General features: G+C 65.8%; 21 protein-coding genes. 7 read left to right on the forward strand and 14 right to left on the reverse strand.

The genetic code is table 11. From position 1 onward, the window contains the following. Positions 1 to 114: 114 nt before the first annotated feature. The 4 genes from D8676_RS03415 (at position 115) to D8676_RS03430 (ending at position 2,642) form a co-directional block, all read left to right on the forward strand. Complete coding sequence (locus D8676_RS03415; RefSeq protein WP_121579734.1) at positions 115 to 654, forward strand: sigma-70 family RNA polymerase sigma factor; 540 nt, start codon at positions 115 to 117, stop codon at positions 652 to 654. Further along, positions 651 to 1,376 (forward strand): anti-sigma factor, encoded by a 726-nt coding sequence (locus tag D8676_RS03420; RefSeq protein WP_121579407.1) that lies wholly within the window; start codon positions 651 to 653, stop codon positions 1,374 to 1,376. Before D8676_RS03415 ends, D8676_RS03420 begins: the two co-directional genes overlap by 4 nt. Positions 1,377 to 1,598: 222 nt before the next feature. Beyond that, on the forward strand, positions 1,599 to 2,150 hold the full coding sequence (locus tag D8676_RS03425; protein ID WP_121579408.1) for a fasciclin domain-containing protein: 552 nt from the start codon (positions 1,599 to 1,601) through the stop codon (positions 2,148 to 2,150). 159 nt (positions 2,151 to 2,309) lie between these two features. After that, positions 2,310 to 2,642 carry an antibiotic biosynthesis monooxygenase family protein gene (locus tag D8676_RS03430; RefSeq protein ID WP_183096957.1) on the forward strand — a complete coding sequence of 111 codons (333 nt, stop codon included), beginning with the start codon at positions 2,310 to 2,312 and terminating at the stop codon, positions 2,640 to 2,642. Positions 2,643 to 2,654: 12 nt separating this feature from the next. Here D8676_RS03430 and yihA read toward each other — a convergent pair whose 3' ends face one another. The 6 genes from yihA to phnC all read right to left on the reverse strand — a co-directional run bounded on the left by yihA (position 2,655) and on the right by phnC (position 8,263). Then, positions 2,655 to 3,314, reverse strand: a complete 660-nt coding sequence (yihA, locus tag D8676_RS03435) for a ribosome biogenesis GTP-binding protein YihA/YsxC (RefSeq protein ID WP_121579410.1) — start codon at positions 3,312 to 3,314, stop codon at positions 2,655 to 2,657. Further along, positions 3,311 to 3,961: a CatB-related O-acetyltransferase gene (locus D8676_RS03440; RefSeq protein WP_121579411.1), complete on the reverse strand. Its 651-nt coding sequence runs from the start codon at positions 3,959 to 3,961 to the stop codon at positions 3,311 to 3,313. The genes yihA and D8676_RS03440 overlap by 4 nt, the downstream gene beginning before the upstream one ends. Positions 3,962 to 4,046: 85 nt before the next feature. Next, positions 4,047 to 5,408, reverse strand: a complete 1,362-nt coding sequence (gene phnE / locus D8676_RS03445; protein WP_121579412.1) for a phosphonate ABC transporter, permease protein PhnE — start codon at positions 5,406 to 5,408, stop codon at positions 4,047 to 4,049. Position 5,409: 1 nt separating this feature from the next. Then, positions 5,410 to 6,363, reverse strand: coding sequence for a phosphonate ABC transporter, permease protein PhnE (phnE, locus tag D8676_RS03450; RefSeq protein ID WP_121579413.1), 954 nt, complete (start codon positions 6,361 to 6,363; stop codon positions 5,410 to 5,412). Between the two features lie 60 nt (positions 6,364 to 6,423). Continuing rightward, on the reverse strand, positions 6,424 to 7,335 hold the full coding sequence (gene phnD / locus D8676_RS03455) for a phosphonate ABC transporter substrate-binding protein (RefSeq protein WP_121579414.1): 912 nt from the start codon (positions 7,333 to 7,335) through the stop codon (positions 6,424 to 6,426). 82 nt (positions 7,336 to 7,417) lie between these two features. Beyond that, positions 7,418 to 8,263 (reverse strand): phosphonate ABC transporter ATP-binding protein, encoded by an 846-nt coding sequence (gene phnC / locus D8676_RS03460; RefSeq protein ID WP_121579415.1) that lies wholly within the window; start codon positions 8,261 to 8,263, stop codon positions 7,418 to 7,420. 243 nt (positions 8,264 to 8,506) lie between these two features. Between phnC and D8676_RS03465 the strand changes: the two genes are divergently transcribed. After that, a complete protein-coding gene (locus tag D8676_RS03465) occupies positions 8,507 to 8,770 on the forward strand; it encodes a PepSY domain-containing protein (protein WP_121579416.1) in 264 nt (87 codons plus the stop codon). Between the two features lie 178 nt (positions 8,771 to 8,948). Further along, positions 8,949 to 9,950: a Tim44 domain-containing protein gene (locus D8676_RS03470; protein WP_121579417.1), complete on the forward strand. Its 1,002-nt coding sequence runs from the start codon at positions 8,949 to 8,951 to the stop codon at positions 9,948 to 9,950. A gap of 586 nt (positions 9,951 to 10,536) precedes the next feature. Here the strand turns inward: D8676_RS03470 and D8676_RS03475 are convergent. From D8676_RS03475 to phnG, 7 genes are read right to left on the reverse strand one after another with little or no spacing between them, the layout of a single operon-like run. Beyond that, positions 10,537 to 11,154, reverse strand: coding sequence for a DapH/DapD/GlmU-related protein (locus D8676_RS03475; protein ID WP_121579418.1), 618 nt, complete (start codon positions 11,152 to 11,154; stop codon positions 10,537 to 10,539). Continuing rightward, complete coding sequence (phnL, locus tag D8676_RS03480) at positions 11,151 to 11,858, reverse strand: phosphonate C-P lyase system protein PhnL (RefSeq protein ID WP_121579419.1); 708 nt, start codon at positions 11,856 to 11,858, stop codon at positions 11,151 to 11,153. The genes D8676_RS03475 and phnL overlap by 4 nt, the downstream gene beginning before the upstream one ends. A gap of 3 nt (positions 11,859 to 11,861) precedes the next feature. Then, complete coding sequence (gene phnK / locus D8676_RS03485; protein ID WP_121579420.1) at positions 11,862 to 12,638, reverse strand: phosphonate C-P lyase system protein PhnK; 777 nt, start codon at positions 12,636 to 12,638, stop codon at positions 11,862 to 11,864. Beyond that, on the reverse strand, positions 12,635 to 13,522 hold the full coding sequence (locus tag D8676_RS03490; RefSeq protein ID WP_121579421.1) for an alpha-D-ribose 1-methylphosphonate 5-phosphate C-P-lyase PhnJ: 888 nt from the start codon (positions 13,520 to 13,522) through the stop codon (positions 12,635 to 12,637). The genes phnK and D8676_RS03490 overlap by 4 nt, the downstream gene beginning before the upstream one ends. Beyond that, positions 13,519 to 14,625 (reverse strand): carbon-phosphorus lyase complex subunit PhnI, encoded by a 1,107-nt coding sequence (locus D8676_RS03495; protein WP_121579422.1) that lies wholly within the window; start codon positions 14,623 to 14,625, stop codon positions 13,519 to 13,521. Before D8676_RS03495 ends, D8676_RS03490 begins: the two co-directional genes overlap by 4 nt. Positions 14,626 to 14,628: 3 nt before the next feature. Continuing rightward, positions 14,629 to 15,261 carry a phosphonate C-P lyase system protein PhnH gene (phnH, locus tag D8676_RS03500; protein WP_121579423.1) on the reverse strand — a complete coding sequence of 211 codons (633 nt, stop codon included), beginning with the start codon at positions 15,259 to 15,261 and terminating at the stop codon, positions 14,629 to 14,631. Beyond that, positions 15,261 to 15,725 carry a phosphonate C-P lyase system protein PhnG gene (phnG, locus tag D8676_RS03505; RefSeq protein WP_121579424.1) on the reverse strand — a complete coding sequence of 155 codons (465 nt, stop codon included), beginning with the start codon at positions 15,723 to 15,725 and terminating at the stop codon, positions 15,261 to 15,263. The genes phnH and phnG overlap by 1 nt, the downstream gene beginning before the upstream one ends. A gap of 105 nt (positions 15,726 to 15,830) precedes the next feature. Between phnG and phnF the strand changes: the two genes are divergently transcribed. Next, positions 15,831 to 16,562: a phosphonate metabolism transcriptional regulator PhnF gene (gene phnF, locus D8676_RS03510; protein ID WP_121579425.1), complete on the forward strand. Its 732-nt coding sequence runs from the start codon at positions 15,831 to 15,833 to the stop codon at positions 16,560 to 16,562. 18 nt (positions 16,563 to 16,580) lie between these two features. On the opposite strand, the gene D8676_RS03515 is transcribed toward phnF, so the two are convergent. Next, positions 16,581 to 17,960 carry an aspartate aminotransferase family protein gene (locus D8676_RS03515; RefSeq protein WP_121579426.1) on the reverse strand — a complete coding sequence of 460 codons (1,380 nt, stop codon included), beginning with the start codon at positions 17,958 to 17,960 and terminating at the stop codon, positions 16,581 to 16,583. Between the last annotated feature and the right edge of the window lie 17 nt (positions 17,961 to 17,977).

The following is a 17,977-nucleotide window of genomic DNA, read 5'->3' on the forward strand; positions in this document are numbered from 1 at the left end:
AACGCCAGCGCGGGCAAATGGTTCGGCGTGCGCGAACCCGCGATTTTGATCGCCCGCGAGACCGTCGCGCTGGCTACTTCTCAAGTGGCCCCAAACCACATAGTCTCGCGGCCGATGACGCCGCAGGACATCACCAAGCTGATTGTCCGAGTCTCGATGAAGGATCGGGCGGCCTTCGATGCGCTCTACCGCGAGACCAGCTCGAAACTTTTCGGCGTCTGCCTGCGTGTCTTGAGGGACAGGGGGGAGGCCGAGGAGGCGTTGCAGGAGGTCTACGTCAAGATCTGGACGAAGGCCGATCGTTTCGCCGTTTCGGACTTGAGCCCGATTTCCTGGCTTGTCGCGGTTGCCCGCAATCATGCAATCGACGTCATTCGCGCGCGGCGGCCCGCACCGGCCGACATCGATGCCGCGGTTGACGTGTCCGATCCGGCTCCCGGACCGGAAGCGCTGGCGGTGGCAGGCAGCGAAGGCGAGCGGATCAACAACTGCCTCGACGAGCTTGAGAAGGATCGGGCAGCGGCGGTTCGCGGCGCCTATCTCAACGGTGACAGCTACGCCGAGTTGGCAGAGCGCTTCAGCGTGCCGTTGAACACGATGAGAACCTGGCTGCGCCGCAGCCTGCTGAAACTGAGGGAATGCCTCGAGCGATGAGCCTCGCGGACGACATTGGCCCGGACGGCGGAGGCGACGACCTCGTCGCGGCCGAATACGTTCTGGGCGTACTGCCGTCCGACGAAAGGCGGCAGGCGGCGTTGCGCATCGACGCCGAGCAGGCTTTCGCGCGTCTCGTCGATCGCTGGGAGGTCTATTTCGCGCCGCTCGGCCTGGGCTATGCCGATGTCGAGGCGCCAGCCGGCGTCAAGGCTGCGATAGACCGTCGACTGTTCTCAGGCGCCGCTCCCGGTCAGGCGGCGCCGTCCGCTCCGAGCCTCCTCTCCAGCCTCGCCTTCTGGCGCACGCTTGCCGTGGTGGCGCTTGCCGCGCTCGCCCTCTACATCGCGCTGCCCTTCTTCGGCCCGCCGGCGGAGACACCTCGGGAGAGGCTGGTCGCCTCGCTCGCCGCCGATGGCAGCGATGTGCGCTATCTTGCTGTCTATGACGGGCGCACCGACGATATCGGCCTGTCGCATGTCTCCGGTGCCGCGCCTCAAGGCAGCGATTTCGAGCTTTGGGTGATCGAGGGCCAGCAGCCGCCGGTTTCGCTCGGCGTCATCCCGCAGGGCGCGAGCGTCCGGATGCCGGTCACCGAGGTCCTGCGCGCAAAAATAGCGTCGGGCGCGGTGTTTGCGATCAGTGTGGAGCCGGCCGGCGGCTCGACCACCGGCGCGCCGACAGGCCCGGTCGTCGCTGCCGGCGACCTGAAGGCGATCTGATAGCCGCCCTCCCAAATGCCGCCATCCCCGGCTTGCCCTGACCGCCGCTCACGCGGGCCTGCGCACCGCATTGCGAACGCGCCGCGCGCATACGTCTAAGCGGATGAAAAGTTTCAGAAAAAACATAAGACTTATGTGACCGGCGAGGTGAAACTAGCCGCTGCGCAAGCCGTGACTCCGCTGTCCTTCCAGCAGGGAAGACCAAGCCCAAGGAGTGAGAATATGCGAACTGTAACCTCGACCCTTTTTGCCGCCGCTTTCACCGCTCTCGCCGGCGCTGCCTACGCCGAGAATCCGATGGTCGGCGGCGCGGCGATGTATCCGGACAAGACCATCGTCGAGAACGCGGTGAATTCAAAGGATCACACGACGCTCGTCGCCGCGGTCAAGGCCGCCGGTCTGGTCGAGACGCTTTCCGGTCCCGGCCCGTTCACCGTCTTCGCGCCGACCAACGAGGCCTTCGCCGCGTTGCCGGCCGGCACCGTCGACAATCTGTTGAAGCCGGAGAACAAGGACCAGCTTACCAGGATACTGACCTGCCATGTGGTCGGGGCAAAGGCGATGTCGGCCGACATCATGAAGATGGTCGACGACGACGAGGGCGAGCATCCGGTGAAGACCGTCGGCGGCTGCACCTGGACCGCCAAATATGAAGGCGACAAGATCACCGTCACCGACGAGAACGGCACGGTCGCCAACGTCACCATTGCCAATGTCGAGCAATCCAACGGCGTCATCCACGTCATCGATGCAGTGCTCTTGCCGAAGATGTAATTCCGAACCGCTCAGGCCGATCCTTGCGCCGGCCGCACCCCTGTCGGCCGGCGCAACCAGTCTTATGTTCCGTCGCGAAAATACTCCCTTGACCTCAACTTTGGTTGAGGTTCGATGAATGGCCGCTCAACCGTCCGCCAGGGCGAAAGGAGCGTGACAATGAGCCAAGCCCTAGACAATGACGCGATCGGTCCGATCGTGCTGATCAACCTGTTCACAGTGAAGCCAGGCAGGATGGACGAGTTCATCGAATTGCAGAAACGCAATCTCGATCGCTCGCCCGGCAATGTTCCCGGTTGGCGCGGCAGCCGCCTGCACCGTTCGACAGATGGCAGGACGGCGGTGATGATGAGCATGTTCGACACGATCGCCGACCACAAGCGCCTCCACGAAAGCAGCCGGATCGCCGAGCACGTCCAGAAGATCAAGCCGCTGATCGAGAGCGCGGAGCCGACCTATTACGAAGTCGTCCACGAGGTCTCTGGACCCTGACGTGCCTTTCCGTCAGCCGCCGTTGACCGCCAGCACGATCGCCTCGCGCAGCTCGTCCAGCCCCTGGCTCTTCTCGGACGAGGTCGCGATCACGCCGGGAAACGCCGCCGGCCGTCTCTTGATCTTGGCAAGCGTCTCCTCGATCAGTCGCGGCACGCCGGCAGCCTTGATCTTGTCGGTCTTGGTCAGCACGATCTGGTAGGAGACCGCCGCCTTGTCGAGCAGCGACAGGATCTCGTCGTCGTTCTTCTTGATGCCGTGGCGGGAGTCGATCAGCACATAGACGCGCTTCAGCGTCACCCGTCCCTGCAGATAGTCGAAGACCAGCTTCGTCCACTGGTCGACCTTCTCCTTCGGGGCGCTGGCGTAGCCGTAGCCCGGCATGTCGACCAGCGCCATCGGCGGCAGGTCGCCCTTCTCGCCCGAATAGCCGTCCGGCACGAAATAGTTCAGCTCCTGCGTGCGGCCGGGCGTGTTCGACGTGCGCGCCAGCCCGCTGCGCCCGACCAGCGCATTGATCAGCGAGGATTTTCCCACGTTCGACCGGCCCGCGAAGGCGATCTCCGGCGGTCCCTCCGGCGGCAGGAATTTCATCGCCGGCACGCCGCGGATGAAGATCCACGGCGATGCGAAGATGTCGACGCCGACTTTTGAATCCGTCTTGTCTTTCAAGCAGCAGCCTCCAGCGCCCCGATGTCGGCGCCGCGTATGGCATTCAGGTTGCGGCTGATCTTGTCAACCGGCCAATCCCACCATGCCACGGAAATCAGCCGCGAAACCGTGCGCTGGTCGAAGCGCATCTTCACCACCTTGGCCGGGTTGCCGGCGACGATGGCGTAGGGCGGCACGTCATGCGTGACCACCGCCTTGGCCGCGACGATGGCGCCGTCGCCGATCGTCACGCCGGGCAGGATCACCGCCTCCATGCCGATCCAGACGTCGTTGCCGAGCACCGTGTCGCCGCGCAGTTCGCGCTTCCATGCCGACTCATCGAAACCTTCCTCCCAGCCCTGGCCGAATATGTTGAACGGATAGGTGGAAAAACCCGACATCGCGTGGTTGGCGCCGTTCATGATGAAGCGTGCGCCCTCGGCGATCGCGCAGAATTTGCCCACGATCAGCCTGTCGCCGATGAACGGGTAGTGGTGCAGCACGCATTTTTCCTGGAACTTGTCCGGCCCGTTCGGGTCGTCGTAATAGGTGAAGTCGCCGATCTCGATATTGTCGGCCGTCACCAGCGGCTTCAGGAAGCCGACCCTGGGATGCATCGGAATCGGGTGCTTGAGCTCGGGGTGGGGTCCGTGTCTGGGTCCCTGCATGGTGCTCCCTCCGTCCTGTCGTCTGACGGAACTATAGCGCCCCAGGCCCGCGCAGGAAGCTTTTCGCGACGAAATAGCTGGAAGGTCAGCGCACCGCCTGGCCGGTCAACCGCTTGCGCAGGAAGTTCGAGACATTGTCGAACACGAACACCACCGCGAGGATCAGCAGCACCATATAGGCGACGTTCTCCCAGTCCGAATTGGTGCGCATCGCTTCCCACAGCTTCAGGCCGATGCCGCCGGCGCCGACCGCGCCGATGATGGTCGCCGAGCGTGTGTTCGATTCCCAGAAATAGAGCGATTGCGAGATGAAGATCGGCAGCACCTGCGGCACGACGCCGTAGCGCTGCACCAGCACCGGTGCGGCGCCGACCGACTTGATGCCCTCGCGCTGGCGGTCGTCGATGTTCTCCAGCGCTTCCGAATAGAGCTTTCCGAAGGTGCCGGTGTCGGTGAAGAAGATCGCCGAGATGCCGGCGAGCGGTCCGGGTCCGAAGGCGCGCGTGAAGAACAGCGCCCAGATCAGCATGTCGACCGAGCGCAGGAAGTCGAACAGCCGCTTGGCGACCTGGTTGACCACCACGTTGCGCGTGATGTTGCGCGCCGCGGCGAAGGCGAGCGGAAAGGCGAGCAGGCTCGCGAACACCGTGCCCACGAAAGCCATCACGATCGTCTGGCCGAGCTTCAGCCACACGTCGCCATGCTGCCACTCGGCATTGTTGAGGATGTTGTTCCAGGCGAGCGCGGCGTTGGACATTTCCGGCTTGATCCGCTCGTCGGAGAAGACCAGCGATACCACCTCGCCGAAACTCTTGCCCCAGAAGGGCGAGTTGGCGTCGAAGACGAAGTTCTCCCAGCCCCAGAAGCGCTGCCGGACCTTCACCTCGTCGGCCTCGACCTCGACCGAGCCGCGGAACCCGAAGCTGATGGTGATGGAGCCGTCACGCGCGTCCTGCTCGGCCCAGGAAGGCAGCGGGCCGGCGGCGCTCACCGTCTCTTCCGGGGAGATGGCGATGGTCACGGTTTCGGAGCCGCGCCGCGCGATGACCTCGCCGGGGGCGATGTCGACCGAGCCGTCGCCGATTGTCATCGCTATCCGTCCCGCCACGCCGGGCGAGCGGACGTCCTCCAGTTCGACCCAGTCCGGATGCCGGTCCCGGTTATAGGCCGAGAAGCGCGGATAGCGGATTTCCAGGCCTTCGTCGCCGAATTCGATCCGCGGCCGCGTCTCGTAGGACACCCAGTCGGCGAGATAGACGCCGGCGATGCCCCAGTTGCCGTTGGCGAGCACGCTGCCTATGGCAAAGAACCACCAGGCGAAGCAGAGATAGGCGACGACGCCGAGGCCGACCAGCCAGCCTGTCATCTGCTTGCGGCGGGAGCCGGCGAACACCGCCGGATGCCTGGCCGCGATGGCGTCCACGTCGGCTTGGGCAAGCGTCGTCATCTCAATCTCCGCGGCCGAAGGCGAAAGCCTGATCACCGACCAGCTTTCGGCGCAGCCAGGCGGAAAACTGGTCGACGCCGACGATGGTCAGGAAAAGCAGCAGGATGATCGCCAGCGTCTTGGCTTCATGCGTCTGGCTGATCGACAGGCGCAGCACTTCGCCGATGCCGCCGCCGCCGACCGCGCCGATGATGGTCGACGCCCGCACGTTGATCTCGAGCCTGAGCAGCGCATAGCTCAGGAAATTGGGCATCACCTGCGGCACGATGCCGAACCAGACGCGCTCCGGCCAGTTGGCGCCGGCCGCGCGCAGCCCCTCGTCGGGGCGCATGTCGGCGTTCTCCACCACCTCGAAGAACATCTTGCCCAGCGCGCCGACCGTGTGGATCGAGACGGCGAGGATCGCCGGGATCGCGCCGAGCGACAACACCGCCAGGAAGAAGCCGGCGATCACGATCTCGGGGAAGGCGCGCAGCACTTCCATGAAGCGGCGCACGAAGAAGCGCAGCCAGCGCTGCGTGACGAGATTGGAGGCGGCGAGGAAGCAGAGGCAGAAGCCGAGCGCAAAACCGACCAGCGTCGAGACCAGCGCGATGTTGAGCGTCTCGATCATCTTGTAGACGTATTCGGGGACGTAGAGAGACTGCGTCAGGTACATCCGCCCTTCCGGATAGTCGTATTTCAGGCTGCCGTCGTCATAGGGCGAGGGCAGGTCGAACAGCGCGCGCCAGACTTCCCAGCCGTCGCGCGGCAGGAGCTGATCGACGAAGTCGAAGAGATGCGGCAGCCGGTCCCAGAATTTCCCGGCATTGCTCTCATTGGCGAACCACAGCGAACCGGCGAGCGCCAGCACCATGAAGGCCAGTCCGCCGATCGTGTAGAGCCGCCTGCGGCTGGCGAGTTCCTGCCAGTGGCGCTCCACGGAAAGCGCGGTGTCGGAAGTGGTTATGCTCATGGCGTTGCCGCAAACAAAGCGCGCCGCGGTTGCCCGCGACGCGCTCCGTTGCCTGAGACCTTACGAGCCGATCTGCGCTTTGCGCGCGTCGATGATCGGCTGGTAGAATTCCGGCGTCACTTCGGTGAAGCCGGTGAAGTCGCCGCCCTGGATCGCCGAGAAGCATTCCTTGTCGGTGGTGGGCAGGTCGATCATGAACTGCTTGAACTTCGTCTTGATGTCGGCGTCGAGCGAGGTGCGCACGACGATCGGGCCGTTCGGGATCAGCGGCGACTTCCAGACCTCGACCAGGTCGTCCATGTCGAGGATGCCCTTCTCGACCATCTTGGCGAGGTTGCCGGAGGTGTAGCCGTCCTTCCAGTCGCCGACGCCCGAGCCGAAGGTCGTGCCGGCGTCGAACGTGCCCTTGATGACTTCCAGCACCAGGTTCTCGTGGCCGCCGCCGAAGCCGGTCTCGGCGAAATAGTCCTTCACCGTGGCGCCATCGAGGTCCTTCGGCAGCGAGGTTACCGGAACCAGGTAGCCGGAGGTCGAGTCGGGGTCGGCGAAGCCGAGCTTCTTGCCCTTGAGGTCGGCAAGCGTCTTGATGCCGGAATCGGCCTTGGCGACCATGATCGAATAGTAGCCGGTCGAGCCGTCGGTCTGCACCGTGGTCAGGATCGGCTCCACCGCGTCCTTGTTCTCGAGATAGATCTTGGCGTAACCCGAGGCGCCGAGCTCGGCATAGTCGAGCGTGCCGCCGAGCAGGCCCTGGATGGTGCCGTCATAGTCGGCCGCCGGGAACAGCGACACTTTTTCGACGCCGAGCACGGAAGGCAGCTTGTCGACCAGGCACTGGAAGTTGCGCAGGCGGTCGGCTTCGTTCTCGCCGCCGATCAGGCCGATGCGGAATTCCTTGAGGTTCTCGGCATGCGCCGCATTGGCGAAAAGTGCGGTGAGCGCGACGGCTCCCAGAAGTGCTTTCCTGAACATATCTAGTCTCTCCTGTTGTGACCCGGCTTCCTGCGCCGGACGCTTGGTGAATGTCTGGAGGATGCGGGTCGCCCGGGCGGCTTCAGTGCGCCGCGAAAGCCGGCGCCAGCGCCGGCGCCGGCTTGCGTGGCCGGGCGCCCATGCCGGTGCCCGCGCTCGTCGAGGTGATCGCCTCGGAGATCTCGTCGCCGTCGGCCTCGGCGCCATAGACCATGCGCACGGCCTCGCGCGTCAGCTCTTCCGGCGCGCCGTCGAAGACGACCTTGCCGGCCGCCATGCCGATGATGCGGTTGCAGTAGGCACGGGCGGTGTCCAGCGTATGCAGATTGGTGATGACGGTGATGCCGTCGCGCAGATTGATGTCCTGCAGCGAATCCATCACCACCTTGGCGTTCAGCGGGTCGAGCGAGGCGATCGGCTCGTCGGCGAGGATGACTTTCGGCTGCTGCATCAGCGCCCGGGCGATCGCCACGCGCTGCTGCTGGCCGCCGGACAACGTCCCGGCCGGCTGCAGCGCCGCCTGCGCGATGCCCAGCCGCTCCAGTGAGGCGATGGCATGCGCCCGCTCCTCGCGCGAAAACATGCCGAGCAGGTTGAGCGCGGTCGAACGGTGGTTCAGCCGGCCGAGCAGCACGTTGGTCAGCACGTCGAGGCGCGGCACCAGGTTGAACTGCTGGAAAATCATCGCGCAGTCGCGCTGCCAGCGGCGCAGGGCCGGCCCGGCCAGCGTCGACACCTCGGTGCGGTCAAAAAAAATAGACCCCTGGCTCGGGTCTATCAGGCGGTTGATCATGCGAAGCAGCGTCGACTTGCCGGCGCCGGAGCGGCCGATGATCCCGACCATCTGTCCGTGCGGGATTTCGAGCGCCACCTGGTCGACGGCAGTGTTCTTGCCGAAGCGGCGCGTCACGTCGCGAATGTGCAGCATGGCGGCTTCCCTGTCCGGTTTCCGTCCGATCTCGGGAATGCGTTAGCCTGATCACATGAAGGCGGCGTGTCGGGAGCATGTCAGTTTTGTTACGTTCCACAGAGCGGCCCACAGAGCGGCGTCGTTCGGCTGCCGCATCACAATCGCGCCATCGCCTCGCGTCGCGGCTTGCCCTCCCGTGCGCTCGTCCATAATTCAGGCCGAGGCGGGCAGGCTGCCCGAACCGCTCAAAAGAGGGACGTCATGAGACCTTTACTTCTCACACTCGCCGCCGCCGCGGCGCTGCTTGCCTCGCCGGCCCTTGCCGACCGTGCGCCGACGCCGGAGGAGCGCGCCGCCATCGAGGCCAAGCTCAGGGCCGAGGGTTTCACCCGCTGGGAAAGCATCGAGCTGGAGGACGACGAGTCGGTATGGGAAGTGGATGACGCGGTCGCCGCGGATGGCCGCGAATACGATCTCGACCTGGAACCCGGAACGCTCGAGATCCTCAAGCGCGACCCGGACTGAGCCGCGCCTCTCCCGGCAGCGCGCCGGAAACGCCATGCGCGCCGCGTCCCCGTTCGGCAAACCGGCCCGAAGCGGCGCCGCCGCTGATCCGGCCCATCGAAAAAACTTGCCCGAAAACCCCTGAACTCCGTTCGGCCGTCACTATATAGGGCCGACATCGCTTACCGAGGAACCGCGAATGAAACTGTCCCGAACGACCCGCATCGCCACGCTTTTCGCGGGCCTGTTCCTTGCCTTCTCGATGGTCGCCGTCGACCATGCCGACGCACGCCGCGGCGGCAGCTTCGGTAGCCGTGGCGCGCGCACCTTCCAGCAGGCCCCCGCGACCAGGACCGCGCCCCAGCCGGCTGCACCGGTCGAACGCTCGATGACCCCGAACACCGGGCCGGCGGCCACGCAGAACAGTGCTGCCCGCCCCGGCGCGGCGGCACAGCAGCGTCCTGGCTTCATGAACGGCTTCGGCGGCTCGATGCTGCGCGGTCTGATGCTCGGCGGCCTGATCGGCCTGCTGCTCGGCCAGGGTTTCGGCGGCCTCGCCGGCATGTTCGGCCTGCTGTTGCAGGTGCTCTTGATCGGTGGCGCGATCTGGCTGGTTGTCCGGCTGCTTCGCGCGCGGCCGGCGCATTCCTCCGAGCCGGCAATGGCCGGGGCGGGTTCCGGCGGCGGCAATCTCTCCTATCGCGACGCGGCGCCGCGGGCGGAAGGCAAGCGCGCCTTCAGCATACCCAGCATCGGCGGCGGGCTGGGTTCGGCCCCGCAGCAGCCGGCAACCAGGGAGATCGAGCTCGACCAGGGCGATCTCGACACCTTCCAGCGGCTGCTGACCGACGTGCAGGAGGCCTTCGGCCGCGAGGACCACAAGGCGCTGCGCCGTCTGGTGACGCCGGAGATGGTTTCGTATCTTTCGGAAGAGCTCGCCGACAACGCCCAGCAGGGCGTACGCAACGACGTGACCGACGTGCATCTCCTGCAGGCCGATATTGCCGAGGCGTGGAACGAGGGCGACCGCGACTACGCGACCGCCGCGCTCAACTACTCGTCGATCGACGTGACCCGCAATCGCACGACCGGCGAGGTCGTCGATGGCGACGCCGGTGAACCGACCGAGACGACAGAGCTCTGGACCTTCGTGCGCCAGAACGGCGGCGACTGGCAGCTCTCGGCGATCCAGCAGGCCTGATCGTCTGCTTCCCATCCGGAAAGGGAAAGGCCGCGCAAAGCGCGGCCTTTTTGTTCGCGTCCAGTTGATTGCACGTTTCCCGAAAATTGCCGGGTATTGCCCGCAATCCGCGTGAAAAGATTTGCCTTGTCATTCGCAACTGGCGGCTTTTTCGTTTCGGCGACGCCAAGGCTCAACACGTTGGAACCGCTAGGTTCTGCCGTTGAGCAACGGCAATAAGCGTGCGCTTTCCGCAAAAACTTTTTGCAACTGCACTCACGTCCCCAAAACCTCCCGCATAATCATCCCAGCAGCTTGCTTGTGGGAACGGGTGTGCACGACCGGCATCCAGGCAAGTGTGGCGCTGGATCGCGTCCCGTGTTGGTCACGCGGGCGGCTCCGGTCCCGATGCTGGCCTGCGCGCCCGCTCCTCCAGACTATCGGAAGGGGATGGGCCGGGCACGGCAACGGGAGAAAACGCCGGCGGCGCATGGCTGCGCGTCAAATAACAAAAAATAGAAGACGTCGCTGCCATGCGCCGCCTCCCACACTTTCAGCAATGGCCAGATCGGAAACGAGGCGTGGCGATGATGAAATGCGCGGATACCTACCCGCCATACTTCTCCAGAAACGCTTCGGCCGGCAGGAAGCGGAAATCGTCCAGCGTCGCGCGCAGCCGCTGATGGTCCCAGTCCCACCAGGCGAGCGCCTGGTATCGCTCGGCGGTCTTGCGGTCGAAGCGCTCGCGGATCGGCTTGGCCGGCACGCCCGCGACGATCGTGTAGGGCGCGACATCCTTCGTCACCACGGCGCCCGCGCCCACCGCGGCGCCGTCGCCGACCGTGATGCCCGGCAGCACCGTCGAACCATGGCCGAGCCATGTGTCGTGTCCGATCTTCACTCGTTTCGCCCGCCGCGCCGCGAAGAAATCCGCCTCGTGTTCGGCGTCGTCGAAATAGTCCGAGGCGCGGTAGGTGAAGTGATGCAGCGTCGGCCTTTCGACCGGATGGTTGGTCGCGTTGAGGCGCACCGAGGCCGCGATGTTGGAGAACTTGCCGATGTCGGCGCACCAGATCGCGCAGTCCTGCATCATGTAGGAATAGTCACCGACGACCGACTCCGCGACACGGCAGCGCTCGGAGATCTCCGTCCAGCGGCCAAGCGTCGAGTTCTCGATCTCCGCCGTCTCGTGGACATAAGGCGTTTCCGACAGTTTTCGGCTCATGCTGCGATCTTCCCGGGCGCGAACTGCGTCACGTCGATGATGCGGTCGGCGACCGCCTCGCGCACGTCGGCGTCGTGGAAGATGCCGAGCAGCGCCGCGCCGTCGCGTTTCTTGGCCGCGATCATCTCGATCACCACCTCGCGGTTTTTCGCGTCGAGCGAGGCGGTCGGCTCGTCGAGCAGGAGAACCGGATGAGGCGTGATGAAGCCGCGCGCGATGTTGACCCGCTGCTGTTCGCCACCCGAAAAGGTCGCCGGCGGCAGGCTCCACAGCCGTTCGGGCAGGTTGAGCCGGGCAAGCAGCTCCTGGGCGCGGGCTCTCGCGGCCTCGCGCCCTTCGCCGAGCGATACCAGCGGCTCGGCAACCACGTCGAGCGCAGAGACCCGCGGCACCGTGCGCAGGAATTGGCTGACATAGCCGATCGTGTCGCGCCTGACCGAAAGCACGGTGCGCGGGCTGGCTTTGGCGAGGTCGATCAACTGGCCGCGATGATCGACGACGATCTGGCCGGCATCGACGGAATAGTTGCCGTAGAGCATTTTCAGGATCGAGCTTTTGCCGGCGCCCGAGGGACCGCCGAGCACCGCGCATTCGCCGGCCTTCATGGCGAAGGACACGCCGTCCACGACCGGCAGGCGGATGCCGTCGCGCAGATGCATGGTGAAGCTTTTCGAGACTTCCGAAACGACGACCGGGGTAGCCATGGGTCACACCTGCAGAATCGAGGAAACGAGGAGCTGCGTGTAGGGCGCGCGCGGATCGTCCAGCACGCGGTCGGTGAGGCCGGTCTCGACGACATGGCCGTCCTTCATCACCATCATGCGGTGCGACAGCAGCCTGGCGACCGCGAGGTCGTGGGTGACGACGACGGCGGCCAGGCCGAGATCGTTGACCAGCCCGCGCAGGAGGTCGAGCAGGCGCGCCTGCACCGACACGTCGAGCCCGCCGGTCGGCTCATCCATGAACACCAGCCGCGGTCCGGTGACGAGGTTGCGCGCGATCTGCAGGCGCTGGCGCATGCCGCCGGAGAAGGCGCGCGGCTCGTCGTCGACCCTGTCCTCGCCGATCTCGACGCGGCCGAGCCAGTCGACCGCCGTCTCGCGAATCCTGCCGTAGTGGCGGTCGCCGACCGCCATCAGCCGCTCGCCGACATTGGCGCCCGCCGACACCGTCATGCGCAGCCCGTCGGCCGGGTTCTGGTGCACGAAACCCCAGTCGGTGCGCATCAGGAAGCGGCGCTCGGCCTCGCTCATGCGGTAGAGGTCGCGGAAGGCGCCGTCGCGCATGCGGTAGGAGACGGAGCCCGAGGTCGGCGTCAGCCGTGTCGAGATGCAGTTGAGCAGCGTCGTCTTGCCGGAGCCGGATTCGCCGACCACCGCCAGAACCTCGCCCGGCCAGAGCTCGAACGAGACGTCCTCGCAGCCGACCCGCGATCCGTAGAATTTCGACAGCGCCGAAACGCGCAGGAGCGGTTCGTCGGTCATTCTGCTGCCTCCTTCACGCCCAACTCGCCGACATGCCCCTCGGCCCGCCTGGTCTCGCAATGATCGGTGTCCGAGCACACGAACATCCGCCCGCCGCGGTCGTCGAGGACGACCTCATCGAGATAGACCTGCTCGGCGCCGCAGAGCGCGCAGGGCTTGTCGAATTTCTGCACCTCGAAAGGATGGTCCTCGAAATCGAGGCTGACCACATCGGTGAAGGGCGGGATCGCATAGATGCGCTTCTCGCGGCCCGCCCCGAAAAGCTGCAGCGCCGGCGACATGTGCATCTTCGGATTGTCGAATTTCGGCGTCGGCGAGGGATCCATCACATAGCGGCCCTCGACCTTCACCGGATAGGCGTATGTGGTCGCGATATGCCCGTGCCGGGCGATGTCCTCGTAGAGCTTGACGTGCATCAGCCCGTATTCCTCGAGCGCGTGCATCTTGCGCGTCTCGGTCTCGCGCGGCGCAAGGAAGCGCAGAGGCTCGGGGATCGGCACCTGGTAGACCAGTGTCTGCCCCTCGGTCAGCGGCAACTCGGGAATCCGGTGGCGCGTCTGGATGATGGTCGCCTTCGCCGTCTCCGTCGTCGTCTCGACGTCCGCCACCTTGCGGAAGAAGTTGCGGATCGACACAGCATTGGTGGTGTCGTCGGCGCCCTGGTCTATGACCTTCAGCACGTCGTCCGGTCCGATGATCGAGGCCGTCACCTGCACGCCGCCGGTGCCCCAGCCATAGGGCATCGGCATTTCTCTGGACGCGAACGGCACCTGGTAGCCGGGGATCGCGATGCCCTTGAGGATCGCGCGGCGGATCATGCGCTTCGTCTGCTCGTCGAGATAGGCGAAGTTGTAGGTGGCGATGTTCTGGTCCTGCGTGCTCATTCCGCGGCCTCCCTGTGCGTCTCGTCAGCCGATTTCGCCTCGTGCTCGGCGCGCATGCGGCGGACGAGGTCGAGTTCGGCCTGGAAGTCGACGTAATGCGGCAGCTTCAGATGCTCGACGAAACCGGTCGCCTGCACGTTGTCCGAATGCGAGATGACGAATTCCTCGTCCTGCGCGGCCGCGGTGATGTCCTCGCCGAGCTCGCTCGCCCTCAGCGCCCGGTCGCAGAGCGACATCGCCATCGCCTTGCGCTCGCTCTGGCCGAACACCAGCCCGTAGCCGCGCGTGAACTGCGGCGGCGCCTTGGCCGAACCCTTGAACTGGTTGACCATCTGGCATTCGGTGACGCGGATGCGCCCGAGCGTGACTGGGAAGTCCAACTCCGGCACGTCGAGTTCCAGCTCCACCTCGCCGATGCGGACCTCGCCCACGAAGGGATGGCTGCGGGCGTAGCCGCGTTGTGTCGAATATGCGAGCGCCAGCAGAAAACCCTCGTCGCCGCGCGACAGCGCCTGCAGCCGCGTATCGCGGTCCATCGGGAATTCCATCGGTTCGCGCGTGATGTCGCCGGTGACATGACCGGCCGGCAGCGGCCCGTCCGCTTCGATCAGCCCTTCATGGCCGAGGATGTCGGAAACGCGCGGCATGGGTTCGGCGTCCGCGTCTTCGCGGCGATCAGGCTGCGCGACCTCGGCGCCCGTGGCGAGCTCCGGGTCGAGCAGGCGGTGCGTGTAGTCGAAGGTCGGGCCGAGCACCTGGCCGCCCGGAAGGTCCTTGTAGGTCGCCGAGACGCGGCGTTCCGCCAGCATGGCTGCGGTGTCGATGGGGCGCGTGTAGCCGAAGCGAGGCAGGGTGGTGCGATAGGCGCGCACGAGGAAGATGGCCTCGATGAGATCGCCGCGCGCCTGGACGATCGCCAGCGCGGCAAGCTCCCTGTCGTAGAGCGAGCCTTCGCTCATCACCCGGTCGACGCCGAGGCCGAGCTGCTCGACGATCTGGTCGAGCCGGAGCGCCGGCACGCTGCGGTCGCCGCGCCTGCGGTCGGCGAGCAGGCGGTGGGCATTGCGGATGGCGGCTTCACCGCCCTTGACGGCAACATACATGGGTCAGCCCTCCATGGCGCGAATGCGCGTGGTGCGCGGCAGGCAGGCGATGCCTTCTGGCGCGGCAAAGATAAGATCGACGCCGCGCGGAAAACGCGCCCGGTTCTGCTTCCATTGCTCGACGAAATGGCGCGGCAGCGGCGTCGGCGCGAAGGCCGCGCGTCCGTCGATGCCCGGTCCTTCGAGGACCAGCTGCGCGCCGGACGAAAGGCTCGTCACCTGCAGGATCAGCGTGGTCGAACGATCGGGGTATTCCTGTGTGCCCTGCGCGAAATTCTCGAACGCGATCAGGCCGGCCGGATCGGCGACGAGGGCGAAGTGCGCGTCGGCCGGCGTGTCGGCCGACGGCGCTCCGGTGTGGAAGCCGAGCCAGCTTGCCACCGCAGCCGACTGCCTCAGCGCCGGATCGAGCCAGAGCGGCGTGTCGTTGTCGCAAAGCGCCAGTGTGATTGCGGCAGCCACAGGCGAGAGTGGCCGCGGCGGTTGCGTTTCTGCCTTCGTCGGCTGGATCGTGCCGGGCCGCGCCATGGCGTCCATGACGGCCCGGAAGATCGCCTGCGCGTCGAAGACGGGCTTGGCGAAGCCGCCGGTGATGTGGTCGGCTGTCTGGACGGCGCTGCTATCGGTCCTCGGCATCAGTCTTCTCCCCGAACCATGGTGAAGAAATCGACCTTCGTGGCCGCGGCCTCGGCGCGCCGCCTGGCGTCCGCCTCGGCCTGCAGCCTTTGCAGCGGCGCCACGATCTTGTCCTCGACCGTCGCGCGGGTTTCTTCCGCGCACCAGGTCGCGTCGAGGATTGCGGCGAGCCGCACCTTCTCCTTGTCGCGCCCGAGCGCATACGCATGTCCGACCTGTCCGGAAGGAAGCTGGACCGTGGCGCGGGTCACCGTCGCCTCGCCGGTGTTGAAGGAGGCGCCGCCGCCGCCGATCCGGCCACGCACCGTCACCAGCCCGGTTTCCGGACCGCGCAGCGGCTTTGCCTCGGTGGACAGGCCGGCGGCCTGGATGAGTTCGCGCAACTGGTCGCGCGACGCTTGCGCAAAGGCCGCCATGGCGGCCTTCCTCGCGGCATTCGGCTCGCGTTCCTGTCCTCGTCGCATGGGTACTCCATCGGTAGATTTGTCTATTGATATAGACGACTATACAAATTATACTCTTTGGCTACCGCGTGTCGATGACGGCAGCATGACAGGGCGCTGGAAAAGATGGCGAAAGCGGCGAGCAAGGTGGAACGGCGGAGCGGGATCGCGCTTTGGCGGCAGATCGCCGACCGGATCCGCCTGGCGATAAGCTCGGGCGAGTTTTCGGAGAGGCTGCCGCCGGAGATGGAGCTTGCCGAGCGGTTCGGCGTCAACAGGCACACCGTGCGCGGCGCGATCGCCGCCCTTACCCAGGAAGGCGTGCTGCGCGCCGAGCAGGGACGGGGCACCTTCGTGAAGCGGAGACGCAGCCTCTCCTATCCTGTCGGAGCGAGGACCCGGTTTTCGGAGGGGCCGAAGGGACAAGCGCGCGAACGCCGCGGCATCCTGCTCGATCATGCCGTCGAGCCCGCCGACCCGCGCACGGCCGCGGCACTCGAGATCGAGCCCGGCGCCAAGGTCGTCCGGCTGGAGACGCTTTCCGAGGCGGACGGACGCGCCGTGTCGCGTGCGACGAGCTTTTTCGACGCGACGAGGTTCGCGTCGATAGATGACATCTATGCCGAAAGCGGTTCGATCACCGTCGCTTTGAAAAGCTTTGGCATTTCGGACTACTTCCGGCACTCGACTCAGATTTCGGCCCGCCACGCCGGCGATACGGACCTCGCCGACCTCAAGCTTTCACCTGGCGCGATCGTGCTGGTGACGGTCTACGTCAATGTCGATCCGGACGGACGCCCGGTGCAATTTGCCGAGACGCGCTTCGCCGCCGACCTCGTCGAACTGTCCGTCAGCTGATCGTCGGACGAGCCGACGTCACAGCGCCGCGAAAACCGTATCTACCGCCTCTGCGGTCTTCGCGACGACGATGTCGGCTTCCTCGCGCGTGAGGCAGAGCGGCGGCGCGAAGCCGAGTATGTCGCCCTGCGGCATGGCGCGACCGATGACGCCGCTTGCCGCCAGCGCCGTGGCCACCTGCGGACCGATCTTCAGCGCGGGGTCGAAGAAGACACGGTCGTCGCGGTCGGCGACGAACTCGATAGCCGCCAGCATGCCGTCGCCGCGCACCTCGCCGACGTTCTTGTGGCCGCCGACAGCCTTATTCAACTCGTCGCGGAAATAGGCGCCCGTCTCGCCCGCGTTGCGCACGAGGTCGAGTTCATCGATGAGTTCGAGGTTGGCGACGCCGGCGGCGGCACAGATCGGATGCGCCGAATAGGTCCAGCCATGGCCGAGGCTGCCGAGCTTGTCCGAGCCGGCGACGAGAACCTGCCAGACCTTGTCGGAGACGATGACGCCCGACAGCGGCGCATAGGCCGACGTCAGCCCCTTGGCGATCGTGATGAGGTCCGGCTTGATGCCGTAATGGTCCGAGCCGAACATGGTGCCCAGCCGCCCGAAGCCGGTCACGACCTCGTCGGCGACCAGCAGCACGTCGTATTTCGACAATACCGCCTGGATCTTCTGCCAGTAGCCGGCCGGCGGCGGCACGATGCCGCCGGTGCCGAGGATCGGCTCGCCGATGAAGGCGGCGACCGTGTCCGGCCCCTCGGCCAGGATCATTTCCTCCAGCTGGTCGGCGCAGAACTGGGAAAACTGCTCTTCGCTCATCGAGCGGTCCGCGCGACGGAAATAATAGGGAGCCTCGGTGTGGAGCACGGGCGCGCGCGGCAGGTCGAAGGCGTTGTGGAAGAGCTCGAGGCCGGTCAGCGAGCCCGTCATCACGCCCGAGCCGTGATAGCCGCGCCAGCGCGAGATGATCTTCTTCTTCTCCGGCCGGCCGAGCACATTGTTGTAGTACCAGATGAGCTTGATGTTGGTCTCATTGGCATCCGAGCCCGACAGGCCGAAATAGACACGGCTCATGCCTTCCGGCGCACGGTCGATGATCATCTTGGACAGCGTGATCGACGCGTCGGTGCCGTGGCCGACATAGGCGTGGTAATAGGCAAGATTGGTCGCCTGCGCGGCGATGGCGTCGGCGATCTTCTGGCGGCCGTAACCGACATTCACGCAGTAGAGCCCTGCGAAGGCGTCGATGCTCTTCTTGCCGTCAACGTCCCAGACGGTCACGCCTTCGCCCCCGGCCATGACGCGCGTCGGGGATTCGCCGCGTGCATGTGTTCCCATATGGGTCGAGGGATGGAAGAAGTGATCGCGGTCCCAGGCGGTGAGTTCGTTCGAGCGGTCGAGCATGGATCTTCCTTTTCTGT

It is taken from the genome of Mesorhizobium sp. YM1C-6-2 (assembly GCF_003666685.1).
Classification (GTDB): domain Bacteria; phylum Pseudomonadota; class Alphaproteobacteria; order Rhizobiales; family Rhizobiaceae; genus Mesorhizobium_K.